General features: G+C 48.6%; 11 protein-coding genes. 8 read left to right on the forward strand and 3 right to left on the reverse strand.

Translation table 11 applies throughout. From position 1 onward, the window contains the following. Nucleotides 1-8 precede the first annotated feature (8 nt). The 7 genes from ACN0YN_RS01445 (at nucleotide 9) to ACN0YN_RS01475 (ending at nucleotide 11,232) form a co-directional block, all read left to right on the forward strand. Nucleotides 9-2,489, forward strand: a complete 2,481-nt coding sequence (locus ACN0YN_RS01445; protein ID WP_417383195.1) for a glycogen/starch/alpha-glucan phosphorylase — start codon at nucleotides 9-11, stop codon at nucleotides 2,487-2,489. A gap of 183 nt (nucleotides 2,490-2,672) precedes the next feature. After that, nucleotides 2,673-4,565: a PAS domain S-box protein gene (locus tag ACN0YN_RS01450; protein ID WP_417383196.1), complete on the forward strand. Its 1,893-nt coding sequence runs from the start codon at nucleotides 2,673-2,675 to the stop codon at nucleotides 4,563-4,565. 19 nt (nucleotides 4,566-4,584) lie between these two features. Further along, a complete protein-coding gene (ppk2, locus tag ACN0YN_RS01455) occupies nucleotides 4,585-5,382 on the forward strand; it encodes a polyphosphate kinase 2 (RefSeq protein WP_417383197.1) in 798 nt (265 codons plus the stop codon). Nucleotides 5,383-5,515: 133 nt separating this feature from the next. Continuing rightward, the gene (locus tag ACN0YN_RS01460) at nucleotides 5,516-6,847 is read left to right on the forward strand and encodes a flavohemoglobin expression-modulating QEGLA motif protein (protein ID WP_417383198.1); all 1,332 of its coding nucleotides are present in this window, start codon (nucleotides 5,516-5,518) and stop codon (nucleotides 6,845-6,847) included. 62 nt (nucleotides 6,848-6,909) lie between these two features. Then, nucleotides 6,910-8,280: a ZIP family metal transporter gene (locus ACN0YN_RS01465; protein WP_417383199.1), complete on the forward strand. Its 1,371-nt coding sequence runs from the start codon at nucleotides 6,910-6,912 to the stop codon at nucleotides 8,278-8,280. Between the two features lie 486 nt (nucleotides 8,281-8,766). Next, complete coding sequence (locus ACN0YN_RS01470; protein ID WP_417383200.1) at nucleotides 8,767-10,230, forward strand: hypothetical protein; 1,464 nt, start codon at nucleotides 8,767-8,769, stop codon at nucleotides 10,228-10,230. Nucleotides 10,231-10,326: 96 nt separating this feature from the next. After that, entirely contained in the window at nucleotides 10,327-11,232 is a 906-nt protein-coding gene (locus ACN0YN_RS01475; protein WP_417383201.1) for an SgcJ/EcaC family oxidoreductase, read from the forward strand. On the opposite strand, the gene ACN0YN_RS01480 is transcribed toward ACN0YN_RS01475, so the two are convergent. Beyond that, nucleotides 11,226-11,582 carry a hypothetical protein gene (locus tag ACN0YN_RS01480; protein ID WP_417383202.1) on the reverse strand — a complete coding sequence of 119 codons (357 nt, stop codon included), beginning with the start codon at nucleotides 11,580-11,582 and terminating at the stop codon, nucleotides 11,226-11,228. The genes ACN0YN_RS01475 and ACN0YN_RS01480 overlap by 7 nt on opposite strands. 142 nt (nucleotides 11,583-11,724) lie before the next feature. Between ACN0YN_RS01480 and ACN0YN_RS01485 the strand changes: the two genes are divergently transcribed. Next, entirely contained in the window at nucleotides 11,725-12,585 is an 861-nt protein-coding gene (locus ACN0YN_RS01485; RefSeq protein WP_417383203.1) for a hypothetical protein, read from the forward strand. Between the two features lie 120 nt (nucleotides 12,586-12,705). Here ACN0YN_RS01485 and ACN0YN_RS01490 read toward each other — a convergent pair whose 3' ends face one another. Together ACN0YN_RS01490 and ACN0YN_RS01495 are read right to left on the reverse strand one after the other, a co-directional pair. Continuing rightward, nucleotides 12,706-15,054, reverse strand: coding sequence for a transporter substrate-binding protein (locus ACN0YN_RS01490; RefSeq protein ID WP_417383204.1), 2,349 nt, complete (start codon nucleotides 15,052-15,054; stop codon nucleotides 12,706-12,708). 1,277 nt (nucleotides 15,055-16,331) lie between these two features. Beyond that, nucleotides 16,332-19,016 (reverse strand): arylsulfatase, encoded by a 2,685-nt coding sequence (locus ACN0YN_RS01495; protein WP_417383205.1) that lies wholly within the window; start codon nucleotides 19,014-19,016, stop codon nucleotides 16,332-16,334. Between the last annotated feature and the right edge of the window lie 265 nt (nucleotides 19,017-19,281).

A 19,281-nucleotide genomic window follows, 5' to 3' on the forward strand; every position in this document is an offset into this window, starting at 1 on the left:
GAAAACCAATGGCAAAGAAAGCGGAACGGGATAATCTGCATCAATACGAGTGTGGACCATATCGATTTGCGGATTCAGTACATGTGGATAATTATGATCGGCATCTCTGTTTCGACCACATCGTATTGCCGAAAAAAGCATCTCAAAGAGAAAGGTTTGAAGCCGTTTCCCGCTCTCTGCGGGACCTGCTGGCCCAGCGTTGGATTCTGACCGAACAGACTTATGAGAAGAAAAACCCAAAGCGTGTCTACTATCTCTCGATGGAGTTCCTGATAGGACGGACCCTCGTCAATAATATGATCAACCTGGGGGTTGAAAATTATGTGCAGGAAGACCTGCAGTCCGATCCAAATTTGAACTGGTCAGAAGTCGTAGAATCCGAACCGGATGCAGGTCTGGGGAATGGTGGTCTTGGAAGACTTGCCGCCTGCTTTATCGACTCACTGGCAACTTTGCAGATACCGGCCATCGGATATGGTCTTCGCTACGATTACGGAATATTCAATCAGATGATTGAAAATGGATATCAGTCTGAACAACCAGACCACTGGCTGGCTCACCCCGATCCCTGGGAGGTGGCACAACCCAGCGAGACGATCGGCGTCCCTCTTGGTTGTTCATTTCGACTGCAGAATGGTGTACTCAGGGCTATACCCGGTAATTCAAGCCGACTACTGGGGGTTCCCTATGATCGGCCAGTGGTCGGTTATGGCGGCCGGACGATTAATACTCTCCGTCTCTGGCGGGCTGATTCCCCCGATTTTTTTGATTTCGGGGAATTCAGTTCGGGAGATTTCGTCGGTGCGATTGTCGGCCGCATGCTGGCAGAAACTGTCACTCGAGTTCTTTATCCCGATGATTCGACAATGGAAGGACAGGCACTACGGTTCGTTCAGGAATATTTCCTGGTCTGCTGTTCTCTGGGTGATATTGTTTTCCGCTTTCGCAGGACAAATTCCGACTGGAATCTGCTTTCTGACAAAGTTGCCATACAGTTGAATGATACCCATCCGGCAATGGCCGTTGCAGAGATGATGCGGATTCTGCTCGATGAGGCGGGGCTGGGTTGGGAAGATGCCTGGAAACAGACAATCAATACTCTGGCCTACACGAATCATACGCTGCTGCCTGAAGCTTTGGAAAAATGGCCTGTTCGATTTTTTGAACTGGTCTGTCCGCGCCTGCTGAATATCATCTATGAAATAAACCGTCGTTTTCTGGAAGAAGTCCGTCAGAATTATCCAGGCGATGAAGCGCGCGTCAGTCGCATGAGTATTGTTGACGATTCTCCCACCCAACAGGTCCGTATGGCGAATCTTGCGATCGTGGGGACGCATAGCACGAATGGAGTGGCGCAGATTCATTCCGAATTGCTGCGTACTCAAGTGGTCTCTGATTTTGCAGAACTCTTTCCGGAACGATTCAATAACAAGACGAATGGTGTCACTCCGCGGCGATGGTTACTGTCAGCCAATCCTGAACTTGCCAGTTTGATAACAAAATCTATTGATGATGTCTGGATAACCGAATTGAACGAACTCAATCGATTGCGTCCACTGGCGGAAGATTCTGGGTTTCAAGCAGAATTCATGAAGGCGAAACAGGCATCTAAACTACGTTTTGCGTCCTGGCTTAAAGAAACCACAGGAAGAATAATTGACCCGAATACCATATATGACAGCCAGATTAAACGGATTCATGAGTACAAGAGACAATTGCTCAACGTTCTGCATATTGTCATGCTCTACCGTCGACTCAAGGACGAACCTGGTTTGGATCTGCCTCAGCGTACCTTCTTTTTTGCCGGGAAAGCCGCTCCCGCGTATCGACTTGCCAAACTGATTATCAAGTTGATCAACAATGTGGGGCAGGTGATCGACTCCGATCCGGGTGTGAATGAAAAAATCAAGGTTGTCTTTCTCTCGAATTATAATGTCTCTCTGGCCGAGCGTCTGATTCCTGCGACTGATGTGTCTGAGCAGATTTCAACCGCCGGTTACGAGGCCAGCGGCACCGGCAACATGAAATTCATGATGAACGGTGCTGTCACAATCGGTACGCGTGACGGGGCCACTATCGAAATGGCCGAAGAAGCAGGTGAGGACAACATTTTTCTGTTTGGACTGACTGCCAGTCAGGTAGCTGATTCACGTGGCTGGTATGACCCCAGGTGGCATTACGAGAATGAACCAGAGATTCAAGCCGCGATTGATTTAATTTCAAATGATCACTTCAGCCGGGAAGAACCTGGAATCTTTGGACCAATTTGTGAAATGCTGTTAACTCAGGGAGACTACTTCATGCATCTGGCTGATCTGACATCCTATGCGAACACTCAAAAACAGGTAGGGGAATTGTATGATGACACGAATGCGTGGGCACGGATGGCAATTCTTAACGTGGCTTCTTCCGGAAAATTCTCAAGCGATCGTACAATTGCGGAGTATGCTACTGACATCTGGAGAGTCACTCCATGTTCTGTTGACTAAACCATGTTTTGTATCTGAAAACGGAAATAATTATTGGTTTTTCGAAAAGTAAAGTGAGTACATAGAATGCGGACTGATAAAGATAATCCAGATTATTTATTTGGGTTAATTGCGTTATCGAAAAACCTTCTTAGTGCAGAACAGTTACTCGACAGCTACCTTGTCTGGAGCCGACAAAATAAAATGTCTCTGATGCAGGTCCTGATGGATCGAAACGTATTGTCGACCGAACAATGTGCAACGCTTGAGACTCATGTAGAAGCTACCATTATCAATGGTGCTGATGCTACCGAGAGTGGTGAGAGTTCTGCGAGGGAAACGGCTCCTTCTGATACGATATTTGAGACAGTTCTTACTGACTATCAGAAATCGATGGGGCAGGGTAGCCGGGTTCTGAAAAGAGCAGAACAGGATGCCCCGGTTCTGCGCGAACAGATTACGCTCAAAGGACTCTATTCTACCGGGGGAATGGGACAGGTCTGGATTGCCTATGATGAAATACTGCAACGTGAAATCGCTTTAAAGGAACTGAAAAGTTCTATGTCAGATTCGACCCGTAATCGGGAACGTTTCTTCCGGGAAGCTCAGTTAACCGGTGAACTCGACCATCCGGGAGTTGTTCCGGTTTACCAGTATTCTGCGGACGAGGAGTCCGGGCAATTTTACTACACGATGCGATTTATCAAAGGCCGGACTTTCACACAACATATACACGAATATCATAGTCAACGCGATGCATCCCACCAAATGGGGGTAACTGCCGATCTGATTCGGTTACTATCCAAGTTTGTCAGCCTCTGTCAGACCATTGCCTATGCTCATTCCCGGCAAATTATCCATCGGGATTTGAAAGGTGATAATGTCATCCTGGGGGACTTCGGGGAAGTGATCGTGCTGGACTGGGGACTTGCCAAAAAGCTGGGAGATCCTCTATTCGATGCTGACAGGGATACTGTGATCGGTTCTGCGGAAGAAGACGCTGAGGAGAGCCTCTCTGAGACCATGCAGGGAGAAAAGCTGGGGACACCCGCTTACATGGCTCCGGAACAGGCAACCGGGAAAATTGACCAGATTGATTATCGCACGGATGTTTACTGCCTGGCTGCGATCCTCTATGAAATCCTGACAGGACAACCTCCCTTCAGCGGACGCAGTATTGTCGAAGTTCTGGATCTGGTCATTCACAGTACACCGAAGCCTCCTGGCAAGCGGGTTCCTGGTATCCCAACAGAACTGGAGCAAATCTGTCTGAAGGGACTATCCAAGAACCGCGATCAGCGGCAACAAAGTGCGCGGGAACTGGCTGACCACGTACAAACCTGGATTTCGGAAAGGGCTGAACGGAAACGAACTGAAGAGGAACGCGAGCGATTCTTTAGCCTGTCACTCGACCTCCTGGCGATACTGGATGCCCGTGGGAATTTGTCTCAGACAAACCCTGCCTGGGAGACCATTCTCGGATGGAGTAATTCAGATCTGAAAACGATGACAGTGCGGGATATCCTGTTCCAGGAAGACCATCAACGGTTAACAGATGATCTGGATCAGATTCTGGCGGGTGAGTCTATTACGGCAGTTGAGTATCGTTGTCTTTGCAGGGATGGCACATATCGCTGGATACTCTGGAATGCCAGTCTGATTTCTGGTGAGTCTTCGATTTACCTCGTAGGCAGAGATATTACTGAGCGAAAACAGACGGAGCAGACTTTTCATGAGTTGCTGGAGTCTGCGCCTGATGGAATGGTCGTTGTCAATTCAACTGGTCAGATCGTACTTGTCAATACGCAACTGGAGCGACTTTTTGGATTTCAGCGGGAAGAATTGTTGGGCCGCTCAATCGATGTACTTGTTCCGGAGCAGTTTCGCTCGGGGCATTCCAATCATGTAGCACGTTTTTTTAAATCTCCTGATTTCCGACCTATGGGGTCCGGGATTAATTTGAAGGGACAGCGAAAGTCCGGTGAAATCTTTCCTGTTGAAATCAGTTTAAGCCCAGTTCGGACAGAACAGGGGATGCTGGTATCAGCCGCGGTTCGTGATTTAAGTCATCGAAATCAAGAGTTTCGTCCCTCCTGAAAGTTAATAGGACAATCGCATGTCAAAGAAATCATCTGGTAAACTCAAGCGGAAAATCTATGAAAAAGAATTACTGAAGCTACAGGCCGAGTTATGTACGCTTCAAGAGTGGGTCAAAGAGACAGGACATCGCATCATTATCGTCTTTGAGGGGCGTGATGCAGCCGGGAAAGGGGGGACAATCAAAGCGATTACCGAAAGAGTCAGTCCCCGGGTGTTTCGTGTCGTTGCATTGCCGGCCCCTTCTGACCGGGAAAAGTCGCAGGTATTTGCTCAGCGCTACATATCTCATTTTCCCGCGGCAGGTGAGATCGTGATTTTTGATCGCAGCTGGTACAACCGGGCTGGGGTTGAATATGTCATGGGATTTTGTACTAAAAAACAGCACGAGACGTTTCTCAAACGTTGTCCCATGATCGAACAATTCATCGTAGACTCAGGGATTCAACTCATTAAATACTGGCTGGAAGTCAGTGATGAAGAGCAAAAACGTCGTTTCGAAGCACGCATCGACGATCCGGTCAGGCAGTGGAAGCTCAGTTCAATGGATCTCCCCTCCCGGAGTCGCTGGTATGAGTATTCCCGTGCTCGTGACTTGATGCTGGAAGCAACGGATGTCAGTTACGCCCCCTGGAATATTCTCCAGTCAGACGACAAACGACGTGCCCGGCTGAATTGTATTTCGCATCTCCTTAGTCAAGTTCCCTACGAAAAAATCAAGAAGGCAAAAGTCAAACTGCCGGAGCGGTCAACCAAGGGCGAATACGACGATACTGCCAGCCTTGAAGGGAGGATGTTTGTCCCACACCGCTATTGAGAGTACTGGACGGTTCGTATAATGATTTGCAGCAGTAGTTCTTCTATTGTCAGGACTATTTTTCAGGTTCATCGGTTCAGAATCCGACAGTCAGTTCGATGTCCGAACCAATAGATGGAAAGCGAGTTGATGCATGTCTGAAATCGTACCAGGCGAAGACGCCACTGAGATGAGACGCACACCTTCCCCTGTCAACGCGGGCTGGAAGGAGCAGATCCAACAGCTTGATGAGCGCCTGCTGAAACTCGCCAAACCGTTTCTGGTACTCAAGTATCTCAATTGGCCTGATTCGATCGAAGCAGATTTCCTGAAAAACTGGAGAGCCGGACATCCGGAATTACCCGAAGTCGAACTGCAGATTCCAGACTGGAACGACCAAATCGCGGCGTTAGACGAGTTCGTAAACGAATGTAACGGTGATGATCCGATACTGCAGTTTTTACGGCGGACTGGTGCAAGTTATGCCGAAGCAGGGCGTATGTTGATGGCAGCCGGATCATCCGAGTTTACAGAGCGTTCAATAAGTCTTTATGGCAGACCTGACGAGGTTTATGTAACCCAGGCGTTTACCGGTGTTGATGCGGCAACCTTTCTACTGGAAAAGACTGATCAACTCAACCGGGGTTCATATGTCTTGCCAGCAAATGCCGACCTCCCTGCTGATCAATTTGCTGAGAAATTAGGTCAGGCGGTTCAGGCATATTTCAAAGATGATGCGGTCGAGGTAATCGTCGATAACAAACTCTCCTCAAAAGCAATCGCCGGGACGACACGTATCCGGGTGCGTGAGTCTGCCTTTTTTTCCGATCTCGACTTTGATCAGCTTTACAATCATGAGGCTCTGATCCACATGGCTACGGCGATCAATGGGAGGCGACAGCCGAATTTGAAAAGTCTCTCACTTGGTGCTCCCCGAACAACCCGAACTCAGGAGGGGATTGCTGTATTTTCCGAAGTTGTGACACGTTCGATGGATATCAATCGTCTGCGACGTCTGGCATTGCGAATTCAAATTCTGCAAAATGCATTGGACGGTGCTGATTTCATTGAATGCTTCGAACAGTTCCTGAAGGCGGGACAGGATGAACTCGAGGCTTATAAATCTACTCAGAGAATCTTTCGTGGAGGAGATGTCCGGGGACAGATTGCATTTACAAAGGACTGTGCGTATCTCAAAGGCGTAATGGAGACACATGTGCTGATGAACGTTGCAATTCGAGATAATCAACCACAAGTGATCGAGCGATTGTTCGCCGGCAGGCTGGCACTAAGTGACGTGATTACCCTGGAGCCCTACTTTGAATCGGGTTTTCTGCAGAGGCCGCATTACGTCCCTCCCTGGGCTCGCGATACGCGACGTCTGGCAGCATCTCTGGCATACTCATCTTTCATGATGAGTGTCAATCTGGGGGCCGTGACCTTACAGCGGTTTGTTGATTCTGCAGACCGAAAAGAATCGGTATGAGAGTAAATATGATTCGTGTGTGATTAAGCAGCTATCTCAAATTGACAAAGGAACGCAGAATATTGACCGAACTGTCCATCTTACATCTCTTCTGGGCTCTGATCCTGGGGGCGATTAGTGCCGTATCTCTTCCTCTGGGCTCGTTCATCGGGCTCAAAATTAAATTCAGGCAGGGATATATAGCGATATTTGCAGCCTTTGGTGCAGGGGCACTGATCGCCGCTCTTAGCGTGGAGCTTGTGGCCCCCACATGTTTTGCATTGAGTGAGGAAAGTCACGGCGAGACTCAGGGGCTCGCCAGGGATAACTTTTATGCGTTGATCGTCGGTGGGATTCTTGGAGGACTCCTGTTTATCACGCTCGATTCGCTTGTGAATGATAAGGGGGGATACCTTCGTAAGCGAGCTACGACTCTCGCTCATTATGCGGCTCGTCGACGGGAGAATATTCAAAAGAAACTGAAAGGAGTCTTCGAAATACATCCCTTTAACGTGCTGGCTGAGGAACAGAGAGAGCTACTCGCCAGTACGCTGCGTCCTATAAGCCTGAGACGCGATGAGCAGTTGTCAGCCTCACAAGATGACGCATTGATCGTGCTGGAAGGTGAACTCGAAATCGAACTCGAAAATGGTGTTGTCGAACTCGCTGGAGCGGGTTCATATGTCGGAGTCCTACTGCTGTTTATTCCGGAACTGGCAAGTCACTGCCAGGTGAAATCGAGGGGCGACACACTCTGTCTTGCGTTGCGGCGGCAGGATGTTGATCGCTTGAGGGGGATTTCTCAGGAATTTGACCAGGCCTGTCGTGATCTGGCGGGAGAACACATGGAGCGTCTGGAACAACACCTGATCCTCCAGATACAGAAATCCGTCGAATGGACTCGTTCCGCTGCAGGTGCCATCCGGACGGGCGCTGAAGTCCCTGGCATGACCATCCACCGGATGCCTGCAACCCATCACGGGACACCCGTAGCTGTCTGGCTGGGAATTCTTCTAGACGGAATTCCGGAAAGTCTGGTGATCGGCTCAGGACTGTTTGTGACACTCATTAATCATCCAGATGTGGACTCTTTGACATTTTTTCACGTGATTCCCTACACATTGATTGCAGGACTTTTTCTTTCAAACTTCCCGGAAGCACTATCCAGTTCGGCTAATATGCTGGATGTCGGGTTGAGTCGCAACCGCATCTTCTGGATGTGGTTCGCCTTGATGGTGATGACCGCTATCGGCGCTGCCCTGGGGTTTCTGCTGGCTGGACTGATCAGTGAGACATGGCTGGTGTTTGCGGAGGGCGTGGCTGCCGGAGCGATGCTGACCATGATCACCGCTGCCATGATCCCTGAAGCAGCCGCCCATGGCCACCCGAATCGGGTAGGATTGAGCACCCTGGCCGGTTTTCTCACGGCCGTCTGTTTTAAATTACTGGAGTGAAGCGATACCTGGTTGTGAGAAGATTTATTCAGGAGTAAGCAGAATATTATATCTACATTCGTGGATGGGAATGAAAGAAAGGTAGCCCGGTAGTGTTTTGACACGGTTAGAATCAGGTTCTGTGAAGACTGGTTTGAGTCGTAATGGGGCATTCATTTCAATCAATATTGATCTGTTGCCGAGACTCTCCGGAGGACTTTTCGTAATCAGGGCTGGTAGGGGAAATAATCTTTTAAGTGATGATTAATTATTGGAAAATCGATTCGAATTTGTAGCTTCGAATGATTAGGATGATGAGAGGTGCCAGCCTGAATTCGCATTATGGGATGGTACCGTACCTGCTCTGAATTTAAGTTGGATTATGTATTAATTTTCCCTGATCAGCAGCCAGGGTTCCATTTCTAAGGTTGGCACATGAAACACCTAGATCAATTCAATTTACACATCGTAGATGTATCACTAATGAGGTCGCTTCACAAAGCAAGTATGAAGTCCTTCCTGGTAGCAGCAGTTTATTTTTCATTTGTTCTATTCTTCCAGTCAGCAGCGGAAGCGCAGTTTGAAGACTTGCTCAATAGAATCCCAGCGAATGCCAACTCGATTGTGGTGATCGATGTTTCCAGGATGCATGACAGCACGCTTGCCAGAAAAGAAGGCTGGATGAAAAAGCATGAGGCTGCCTTTGTAGAACGACCCATTTACCTGCCTCCCGAAGCAGAAAAGATTGTTGTTGCAGCACAGATTAACTTTGCCAGTCCTCTGGATCAAAACTGGGAACTGGCTGTAATGGACATGAAAGAACCGATCCCGATGCGATCCATTGCGAGGGCAGAAGGTGGGTACGTCGATTCAATCAACGGTCTCCATGCGGCGTGGGCTCCCAGTGATGCCTATTTTGTCCGACTCAGTACTTCTGTGATGGGATTGATGCATCCCGCCAATCGTCAGGCAGTCTCGCGGTGGGCAGACTTCGGGAGAAAAAACTCCAGTCCTGTGATTTCAACTTATTTAAAGCAGGCTGTGAAAGCAGTGCGCGCGAATGGTCCACAAATCGCGATGGCAATCGACTTGAAAGATATTATCCAACCTCATAAACGTGAAGAATATTTGAAAAACTCGAAAGTACTTCATGGTAATGAGCAGTCCGCGGAGAGGCTCGCAGAATTATTGGACGGCATACAGGGAGCCACTTTGGCTGTTGAAGTGGGCAGCCAGGCAGAGGGTGAATTACGCATTGATTTTAGTTCTGAGACAGACATGATCTCTCCTTTTGCAAAATCAATGGTGTTGGAAATTATGGATGAACTGGGAATTCATCTGGATGACCTGGAAAAGTGGAAAACCGAATTAAAAGACAAGTACATTATCCTCAGTGGCCCCCTCTCCACGGATGGGATGCGTCGTGTTTTCAGCATCCTGGAAATCCCTTCGACAAAATTCAGTGAATTGAAAGATGAGGTTGTCAGTTCAGAAAAGACAGACTCTCCAGATGAAGTTGCCCAGGCTTCTCTGACTTATTTCAAATCGGTCTCAGTTCTGATTGATGATTTGCGCAAATATTTACAGTCGAATCGTGATAATCACAGTCTCTATTCAGAACGCTATGCACGAAAAATAGACAGGCTACCCATATTGAACGTGGATGAGGATCTGCTCACCTGGGGCTCGAATGTTGCGGAAACGCTTCGTGGTGTGGCTTTAGCAAAAAGAGCCGCAGGAACAAGAACTGGCGTGCGAAATTCAAACGTCTATGGCAGCTATAGTTATAATTATGATCCCAATAATAATTATTATTATGGTACTCGATCCAACGCGAGTGTGAAAATTCAAAACCGTACTGAGGAGCAGGCGAAAGCGACAGGAGTTCGCTATAATAGCTGGAAAGAAATCGAAGACTCAACAGCGGCAATTCGGAGAGAAATGACGAAGCGTTATCAGATTGAGTTTTAGGATCAAATCCTTTAAGCAGGGGATACAGAGTAGAAATTAACAACTTAACTCTAACCCAGAGGTATTAATTCCCGAGAGGTCTGAAGGAAAATAAGAATGATTCGCACGATCAGAAATAGGTTGTTTTGTCTCAGTATGCTTTGTGCAGGAACAGTCACGTATGGTGCTGATCAGGCAAAAGACAAAGAGGCGATTGAAAAATCAATTCAGTCTTACATCGCCGCATTCAATGCCGGCGACGCAACGAAGCTGGCATCACACTGGGCTCCTGATGCCGTTTACATCAATCCGCTCACAGGCTCTGAGGTTGAAGGGCGAGAAGCAATCACCAACGAGATGCAGGCGATCATGCAGGAGGTCAAAGGGACCAGGCTCACTGTTGATGTTGAATCCATTCAGTTCATCTCTCCGGGAGTTGCCGTCGAAAAAGGGACTTCTAAACTGATTTCTCCTTCAGGTGAGATAGAAGACTCAGTTTATACCGCGATCCATGTCAAGCGAGATGGAAAGTGGTATCTTGACCGTGTTACAGAGGAAGAAATTCCGATCGTTTTATCGAATTATGAACATCTGAAAGAACTGGAATGGATCATCGGCAACTGGACTGACCAGGACGAATCGGGGAATGTTCAGACAACCTGTAAGTGGACTAAGAATAAGAATTTTATTGTTCGTTATTTTACTGCTCACACGCAGTCTATAAATGATCTGTCTGGAATGCAGATTATCGGATGGGACCCCGCCAGGAAACAGATCCGGTCCTGGGTGTTTGATTCTGATGGCGGTTTTTCAGAAGGGCGATGGACGAAAAAAAAGGATCAGTGGTACGTCATGCTGACAGGTACTCTTCCCGATGGTCGTAAGAGCTCTTCAACGAATGTTTTTAAATTGATTGATGAGAATCAATATAGATGGCAGTCAGTGAATCGTATGGTAGATGGTGAACTCCAGCCCAATATCGACGAAGTGACTGTTGTACGTAACGAATCTGTAGATCAATGATAATCCGATACCATAATCTCTAATCGGGACCTTGCCATGAAATCGATTACATATATTCTCACATTATGTGCACTGATTGTTGTTACAAATTCATCGGACGTCCAAGGACGCGGTGGACGCGGAGGTGGCAGGGGAGGTGGATTCAGCCGAGGTGGTGGGGGTGGCTTTTCACGCCCGGCTCCCAGTCGCTCGCCTTCAATGAGTCGCCCCAGTACGCGTCCGAGCAGACCGAGTTCAGGCAGACCGGATATTTCCCGTCCTGGGACAGGTAATGGTCGACCGGGAGGCAACAGACCTGCTACACGACCATCCCCTCCCTCTAACCGTCCGGGAGCGGGACGTCCAAACAACGGTTTTCGACCTGGTCAGGGAGGCCGACCCACACAAGCAGACTTAAGCAAATTTTTAGATATCCCTAATTCTGGTTCAGGACTCTCTGGAGCTGGAAAAATCGCAGGTGGAGCAGCAGCAGGTGGAGCAGCTGCGGATTTCTTGCGTAACACCAGTCCTGGTCAACGTCCTGGAGTAGATCGTGAAGGAAATCGCACTGATCGCAGGAGTGATCGGGCTGAAAACAGACCTGGTACAGATCGAGCACAAAATCGAAATGATCGAGTTGAAAATCGCAATGATCGGCGTGATCAGATTTCAAACGGGAATCGACCTGATCGTATCGAAGATCGGGAAGAACGACGTCAACAGCGAGCCGATCGGCGCGATGAAGTCCGTGATCAGTTTCAGGATAATCACCCTCGATATGATTTCTGGAAAGATCATCCTGACTGGGCTCGATTTCGCTGGAATCGTCCCTACCGCTGGGCAACGTGGGGGTTACTCACAGGCTGGTTTCCCGGGTATGGAGGTGGCACAACTGAATATGAATATGCTTACGGTGAAAACATTTATTACCAAGATGACCAGGTTTACTACGGGGATGAAGCGGTCGCAACAGCGTCTGAGTATGCTGATCAGGCACAAACTTTAGCCGAAAGCGCCCCTGCGGTAGACGAATCATCAGACTGGTTACCACTTGGCGTATTTGCAATCACAAAAGACGGTGAGGACTCCGGTCCGCCTCCCACGTTATTCCTGCAATTAGCCGTGAATAAGCAGGGAATCATTGCCGGAACATTCTGCAATACGACAACAGATAAAACACAGCCGATCGAGGGAATGGTGGACCAGGAAAACCAGCGTGTTGCCTGGGGAATCGAAGGGAAAAAATGGCCTATCATGGAGACAGGGCTCGCCAACCTCACCAAGGATTCCTCAGGGGCACTGATCCATTTTGAAAATGGTGAAACCCAGCAATGGTTAATGGTCAGAGTGGAAGAACCAAAAACAGAAAATTGAATCAGTGATAAACATACCAACTGAATACATGTCGATAAGCGAAGCGGTTGAATTTATGATGTCGACTTCATATCGAAGTTTTGGCACGTTTTGGAAGACGAATCTGATTATATTGAGAAGCTAATTAGCTGGAGCCGACCAGCGGTTTCCCCAGTTGGAGTAAAGGTCATGCAGCAAAGCGCGCCATGCTTCGGTTGACCGGGTTGAAGGATAGGGAGTGGGTATTTCAGGTTTTGCAGCTGTCCAGACAATTTCAAAGGTGCCGTCAGAACTTACTTTTCCGATACGGGGTGTCTTGAAGGTGTGCTGCGTAGCGGGGTCGATACGGACCAAGCCACTTGGGGCCATTGTTCTCTGGTTCAAAATAGCACGACGGATAGCGGCAGGGTTCGTCGTTTTTGCCTCGGTTACAGCCTGAGCCCAAAGTTTCACTCCGAAGTATGCAGCCTCCATAGGATCAGTGATTACCCGTTTCTCTCCAAATTTCTTGTGAACAGCTGCAATAAATTTTTTGTTTTCGTCTGAATCGATGCTCTGGAAATAGTTCCATGCCGCGTAATCGCCAGTCATGGAAGAGGTATCCATCCGATTCAATTCTTCCTCTCCAATACTGAATGATATGGCAGGCACAGCATCCGCAGTGATTCCTGCCTTCCGCAATTCACTGAAAAAAGCAGTGTTGACGTTCCCGTTCAAGCAGTTAAGTATTACATCTGGCTTTGCTTTGATGATCTTGTCAATGACTGGTTGAACTTCGCTGCTGCCCAGTGGCAGAAACTCATTACCCACGACCTCTGCTCCCAGAATCTCCAGCTGGTCTTTAATGATTTCATGAGCAACACGCGGGAAGACATAGTCAGACCCGATTAAAAAAAACCTGCGTTTGTTTTCAAACGCGTAAGCCCATTTGACAGCTGGGATTATTTGCTGATTCGGGGCGGCACCCGTGTAAATGACATTGGGCGACTCTTCGATACCTTCATACTGTACGGGGTAAATTAGTAGGTGATTATGCTCCTCGAAAATCGGGACGACCGTCTTTCGACTGTCAGAAGTCCAGCAACCGAATACGGTACAAACGCCTTCATTTTTAATCAGGCGTCTCGTCTCTTCTGCAAATGTAGCTGAATCTGAACGGCCATCTACAACAACAGCTTTAACAGGACGACCCAGTAAACCGCCGCTATTGTTTAATTCTTCAATTGCCAACAGAGTGGCATCGACGACCGGTGATTCACTGTCAGCCATAGTTCCTGAGAGCGAATGCAGAATTCCGACTGTAATCGGTTCACCAGTAGGGGGCAAGATGGTCTGGTGCTGCTTACTCTCACCACTTTCTTTATCTGTAAGACCAGACACTCCTCCTCGATACGCGAGCAATAAAGCAATGACAGTGAAAATAATCAAGACCCCAGTAATTCCAGCAGCCAACGAAAATCGTCTTGAAACCGATTTTGTTCGGTCAGTATTTGCCGGCAGACTGGAACCAGATTCACTTGGTAACTGAACGCCAGCTCCAGAGATCGCGGCAAGGACTGCTTCCAGGTCATACCTCATTTCTTCAGCAGACTGGTACCTGCTCACTGGATCAATCGCCATTGCACGCTCGATTATTTTCGCACACGCAGAAGGTACGCCGCTCTGGATTTCACGTGGATCAGGCGCTGGGGAATTACAATGGGCATATAGCACCTGCATGACGCTGCCACTATCTTCGTACGGACTTTTGCCTGTCAACAGGCTGTAATAGGTGGCACCCAGCGAATAGACATCACTTCTCGCGTCTACTTCTCTTGCTTCACACTGCTCAGGGCTCATGAAGTAAGGTGTGCCTACTATCATACCCGCTTGAGTCATCTGTAACGCAGTGCCGCTGGTTTGCTTGGCTAGACCGAAATCAGATATTTTAAGCGTGCCATCACGAGTCAGCATGAGGTTAGCTGGCTTAATGTCGCGATGTACAAGTCCTGCGGAATGGGCGATAGAGAGACCTTTGCATGCTTCGATCACCATTCGAGTCGCATCGGCAACCGGGAAAGCGCCTTTCGCCTGCAGGCAGGATTCGACACTTCCACCCGACACATACTCCATTACCAGATAATACGTCTCTCCTTCTTGAGCGATTTCGTAAATAGTCACTATATTTGCATGACTAAGTTTTCCAGCACTCTTTGCTTCGGCAAGAAAACGTCTCAGGGCAGGTTCATCTACGGAAACATCTGAGTGTAACAGTTTAATGGCCACGTCCCGTTCAATGGACGGGTCATAAGCTTTCAGCACTACACCCATTCCGCCTGCACCCAGCAACTCGGCGATCTCATATTTGCCGAGTTGCTGACCTATCCAGCGATTGGGATCTGGCCGTGAACTGACTTTCTCCGACTTTGTGTCACTCTTCACGATGCGCGTAGCATCGAAGTCTTCTTTATTGGCCGATTGAGAATTTGTATTATGACTGGACTGGTTCATGGCTCTCGTAGTTACGCGGCACTCATATCTGTTCTCAATAGAGTTGTTGTATCAAGTCACAGAAATCACCGAGATTGATTTTCAATTTATTAATGAGCATTTAATTTATACCATGGAAAAGTGTTGTTTATCTTAAGAACCTGTGCAGAAATAGACCATTTTATGAAAAATAATCTCTGCCCAGCGACACGCAAACTCTGCCGGGGGGACGCATCCCATCAAACTGTGTGGGCGTTGCCCGTTACAATCTTCCCTTCCGTCATCTGTGAGTCTGCGGGCCGTTTTCAGAGTCTCAAACTCTTCGATTGCAAGTGATTCATCGATCGAAATCGACGACGTCAAAAACATCAACATCAAGTTGCAGTCCGAGCAGCACAGGCAGAGCAACAACGTGAAGATTAGCGATATTTACAATCGGTGATATTGCTCCAGTAAACAAGCAACTGCACAACAGTAAAACAAAAATTCGATGCAGGTTGTAGACAGGGTGAACCAGCAGAAAATTGCGACTTAAGGATCGGGATGACAAGATTTGTACTTGCGACCTCTGAGTCCCGAACTTTTTGGTCGTATAAACAAGATCCTGCAGTCAAATATTCAGAATGCGATTGAAACAGAGAGAAATCACTACTTATAATGATGAGAACTCGTACAAAACTAGCCGGATTGTAGTGACAATCGGAAGCACCAATTACAAAAGTGGTTTTTAAGTTGGTCAAAAAAAGCATGGAGTAAAAACCGATCATCCGTTACTCAGACTTGTCCTTGACGATCTCCAGTTCTTGACCCAGCCAGGCGAGGGCCTCGTTCAAAAGTTCTTGTGGGATCGTCGTGTAGTGGATTTCGGCCACAGTCTGCGGGGCGTGATTGAGAAACAAACTCTGAAGTCCCTGGTAGTCTCGGTTGCCTCGCAACAGGGAAGTCGAAGTTTTCTTGCACGCCTTTAGCGTGAACTCGATCACCGTCTTTAGGGGCAAGGCATTAGGAATATGTTCAATCGTCGTGAGACCATCGGATTTTACCAGGTAGATGCATTTTAATTGGCCAACCTTAGACTGAGATTGAATTTACTATCTCTGGTTTGAAACACCACCGGCAGCGCGACCAGATAAGCCTAAACCGCACGTTATTATTCAGATTGATTTACAGTTTCTAGGGACTCGTCTCGTACGAAACCTCATACATGGAGATGAGCGCCCCCCCCAGCCGCGTTTCCACCTTTTCAGAACTCAGATCTCCGGCGATGCAAATGTAAAAATCTGTTTTCCGAAAGCGTTCTATTCCCGTCCTGCCTCCATTTTCTTCAAACCCTCTTCGAGCTCTTTGATTTCTGCCGGCGTCAATTGCGGCCGATCGATTGTAATCGTCAACTTATTGAACTGAGCAGTCAGCGGGAACGGCGGCGTGTAGTCCGCGTCGTTTACACCGGTAATCGTATCCGAGCCAATGTCGAAACTCTCATCCCATTGCAGAATGATGGGAATCGTTTTTTCCATCTTCTGTGTGGACACCTCTCTTCCGTCCACCTTGAGTGTGCCGGTTCCACTTTTCCCAATCCCGGAGAAATTGTTATAAGCCATCGTACCCAATCCGCTACCGTCATACTTGAAGTCAAACTCCAGAATGTGTCGGCCCGGGGAGAGAGTCTCGGGAGCCTCCCATTTCAGCCTTTCCAGATCCAGCAGGTTCCACAGAAAGACCGGTTTCCCTTTGAGTAGATAGAAGCCCCAGCCAGCAAAACGTCCGCCGGAAGTTGCGATCATGCCCTCCGCCCCCGCTTCTGGCACAGTGATATCCGCTTTGATTGTGTAGGATGTATCAAGCAGGTAGGGCGCATCCCCCTGCGGTAGCCCCGTCATCGGACGAGTATATACCAGTTCGTTCCGTCCCGCAGTCAGGCTTGGTCGCTGGGCAGCAACACGAGCCCCAACTGACGCGTTCAAAGGTAGAACCTGATATTTCTTCGCTTCTTCCAGGAACATCGCCCGCATTTCTGTGACTTTTTCAGGATGTTCCGCGGCAATGTCACTGGTCTGGTTCCAGTCTGTCTTTAGATTATAGAGTTGAAATACCTGGTTATTCAGCGGGTCCGGGTTTGCTGCCGAGAAAGCCTGCCAGGGCGCACGGTTTACTTTCGTACTCATGAACCAACCATCGTGATACATCGCCCACTGCCCCATCATTTCGAAGTACTGCGTTTTGTGCCGGGATGGTGCCTCGGCGTTTGCTTTGTCGAAGGTATAAGCAAAACTTGTCCCCTCAATCGGTTTTTGTTTAATACCGTCCACGTATTCCGGTGCAGCGATACCAGTTACTTCGAGAAGAGTCGGCACGTAGTCGATCACGTGCACGAACTGTTCCCGCAGTCCTCCCTGATCTTTAATCCGCTTCGGCCAGGAGATCACCATGTTCTGATTGATCCCCCCCAGTCGAGACGCGTTCTGTTTGAACCAGTCAAACGGCGTATCAAAGGCCCAGGACCAGCCGGCTGACATATGGTTGTAGGCAAACTCGGTCCCCCAAGCCTCATAAAACTTCATCTGCTCATCCACTGGGAGTGCTACACCGTTGAAAAACGCGACTTCATTAAATGTACCTTCTGGACCGCCTTCGGCACTGGTACCATTATCCCCGTTCTGGTAGATGACTATTGTATTTTCGAGCTTACCCAGGTCTTCAAACGCCTGGATCACGCGGCCCATTTCGTAATCGTTGTATGCCACGTAAGCTGCAAACACTTCGACCTGGCGAATAAACAGCTTCTGGGCTTCGGGCGTCAACTCTTCCCAGGGCTTCAGGAGGTCTTTCGGCCAGGGAGTCAGCTCTAGATCATCGGGGATCACGCCCAGTCGTTTCTGATTCGCGAAGATCCGTTCACGAAGCTTCTCGTAACCGTCATCGAACAGGTGCATCTCGTGAATCTTATCCACCCATTCCTTTTTCGGATGGTGCGGTGCGTGTGAACAGCCAGGTACATAGTGAAGGAATATTGGCTGACTGGGGTCGCTCTGGTGAATCCGCGTCATCCAGTCAATCGCATCGTCGGCCATCGCAGTGATCAGATTCCACTTGCTCTCTTTACCTGTGACGGGCCAGATCTCCGCTTTGGGATTGGACCGATCCATCTTCAAGGTTCCCTCATGACCGGTCCAGGGATAGATCTGCGTCGTATTGCGGAACAGGTTGGGGCCCCATTGATTAGCATCGCCTCCCACGAAGCCGTAGAAGTAGTCGAAGCCCATACCCGTCGGCCACTGAGTAAAAGGTCCTACCTGACTGGCCTCGTAAGTCGGCGTATTATGATCTTTGCCAAACCACGCTGTCGCATAGCCATTATCACGCAGGATGCGACCGATGGTTGCATTGTTCTGACCAATGACACTGTCGTAACCGGGAAAGCCGGTAGCCTGTTCTGCAATGACGCCGAATCCAACGGAATGGTGATTCCGTCCGGTGATCAACGCCGCCCGGGTGGGTGAACACAATGAAGTGGAAAAGACTCGGTTATAACGCAGGCCTGCTTTAGCAATACGATCCATTGTCGGAGTCGGAATCACGCCCCCGAACGTACTGGGCACACCAAAGCCTGCATCGTCGGTCATGATCAGGAGAATATTCGGTGACTCTTTGGGGGGCACAATCCTCGGTGCCCACCATTGTTTAGATTGCATTGCGTTGTCTTTAATCACGCCTCCGAATTTCGGGGCAGGTGCAGGTAACTGTTTGCCATCAATGGTTGTCGTTGCACTGGGGGAACCGATAACACCTGTCGTCTGGGGCGTGAATGACTTAGATGATTGTTGAACGGGAGCCTGTGTCGTGACGGTTTGTGATTGATCAGCCACTTGGGCAGAAGCAGAACGAGACATTTCTCCGGAACAACCGGCAAACAGACCGGGTATCCCCAGCGTCAGGCAGATAAATCCAACGACTGTATTCAACTCCGCAAACAGATTTCTCATCTCGAATCTCCCCAGGTTCGTAATTCACTGTTGAAAAGTTCTGAGAAGCGGCATTGAGTTGAATATGATATGAATCGGGAGCACTGCAAGGACGCTTCCTCACATTTCCAACCTGCTGACGTTGAATAACCGACAGGGTGGAACAGAATTGTTAGAACTGATTCTATCCTATGCGATACAAACAGCAACTAAGACTTGGTGTATTTTAAATGAAATTCACACTTGCCAAAATTCGCTAAGAGAATTTCAAACTATCGACATTGAG

The sequence above is a fragment of the Gimesia sp. genome (assembly GCF_048260065.1).
Lineage (GTDB): Bacteria > Planctomycetota > Planctomycetia > Planctomycetales > Planctomycetaceae > Gimesia.

What these genes read in the sequence shown, in the direction of transcription:
- ACN0YN_RS01445 (WP_417383195.1), top strand. Translation starts at nt 9, where the DNA reads ATGGCAAAGAAAGCGGAACGGGATAATCTGCATCAATACGAGTGTGGA.
- ACN0YN_RS01475 (WP_417383201.1), top strand. Translation starts at nt 10,327, where the DNA reads ATGATTCGCACGATCAGAAATAGGTTGTTTTGTCTCAGTATGCTTTGT.
- ACN0YN_RS01460 (WP_417383198.1), top strand. Translation starts at nt 5,516, where the DNA reads ATGTCTGAAATCGTACCAGGCGAAGACGCCACTGAGATGAGACGCACA.
- ACN0YN_RS01450 (WP_417383196.1), top strand. Translation starts at nt 2,673, where the DNA reads ATGTCTCTGATGCAGGTCCTGATGGATCGAAACGTATTGTCGACCGAA.
- ppk2 (WP_417383197.1), top strand. Translation starts at nt 4,585, where the DNA reads ATGTCAAAGAAATCATCTGGTAAACTCAAGCGGAAAATCTATGAAAAA.
- ACN0YN_RS01470 (WP_417383200.1), top strand. Translation starts at nt 8,767, where the DNA reads ATGAAGTCCTTCCTGGTAGCAGCAGTTTATTTTTCATTTGTTCTATTC.
- ACN0YN_RS01495 (WP_417383205.1), bottom strand. Translation starts at nt 19,016, where the DNA reads ATGAGAAATCTGTTTGCGGAGTTGAATACAGTCGTTGGATTTATCTGC.
- ACN0YN_RS01490 (WP_417383204.1), bottom strand. Translation starts at nt 15,054, where the DNA reads ATGAACCAGTCCAGTCATAATACAAATTCTCAATCGGCCAATAAAGAA.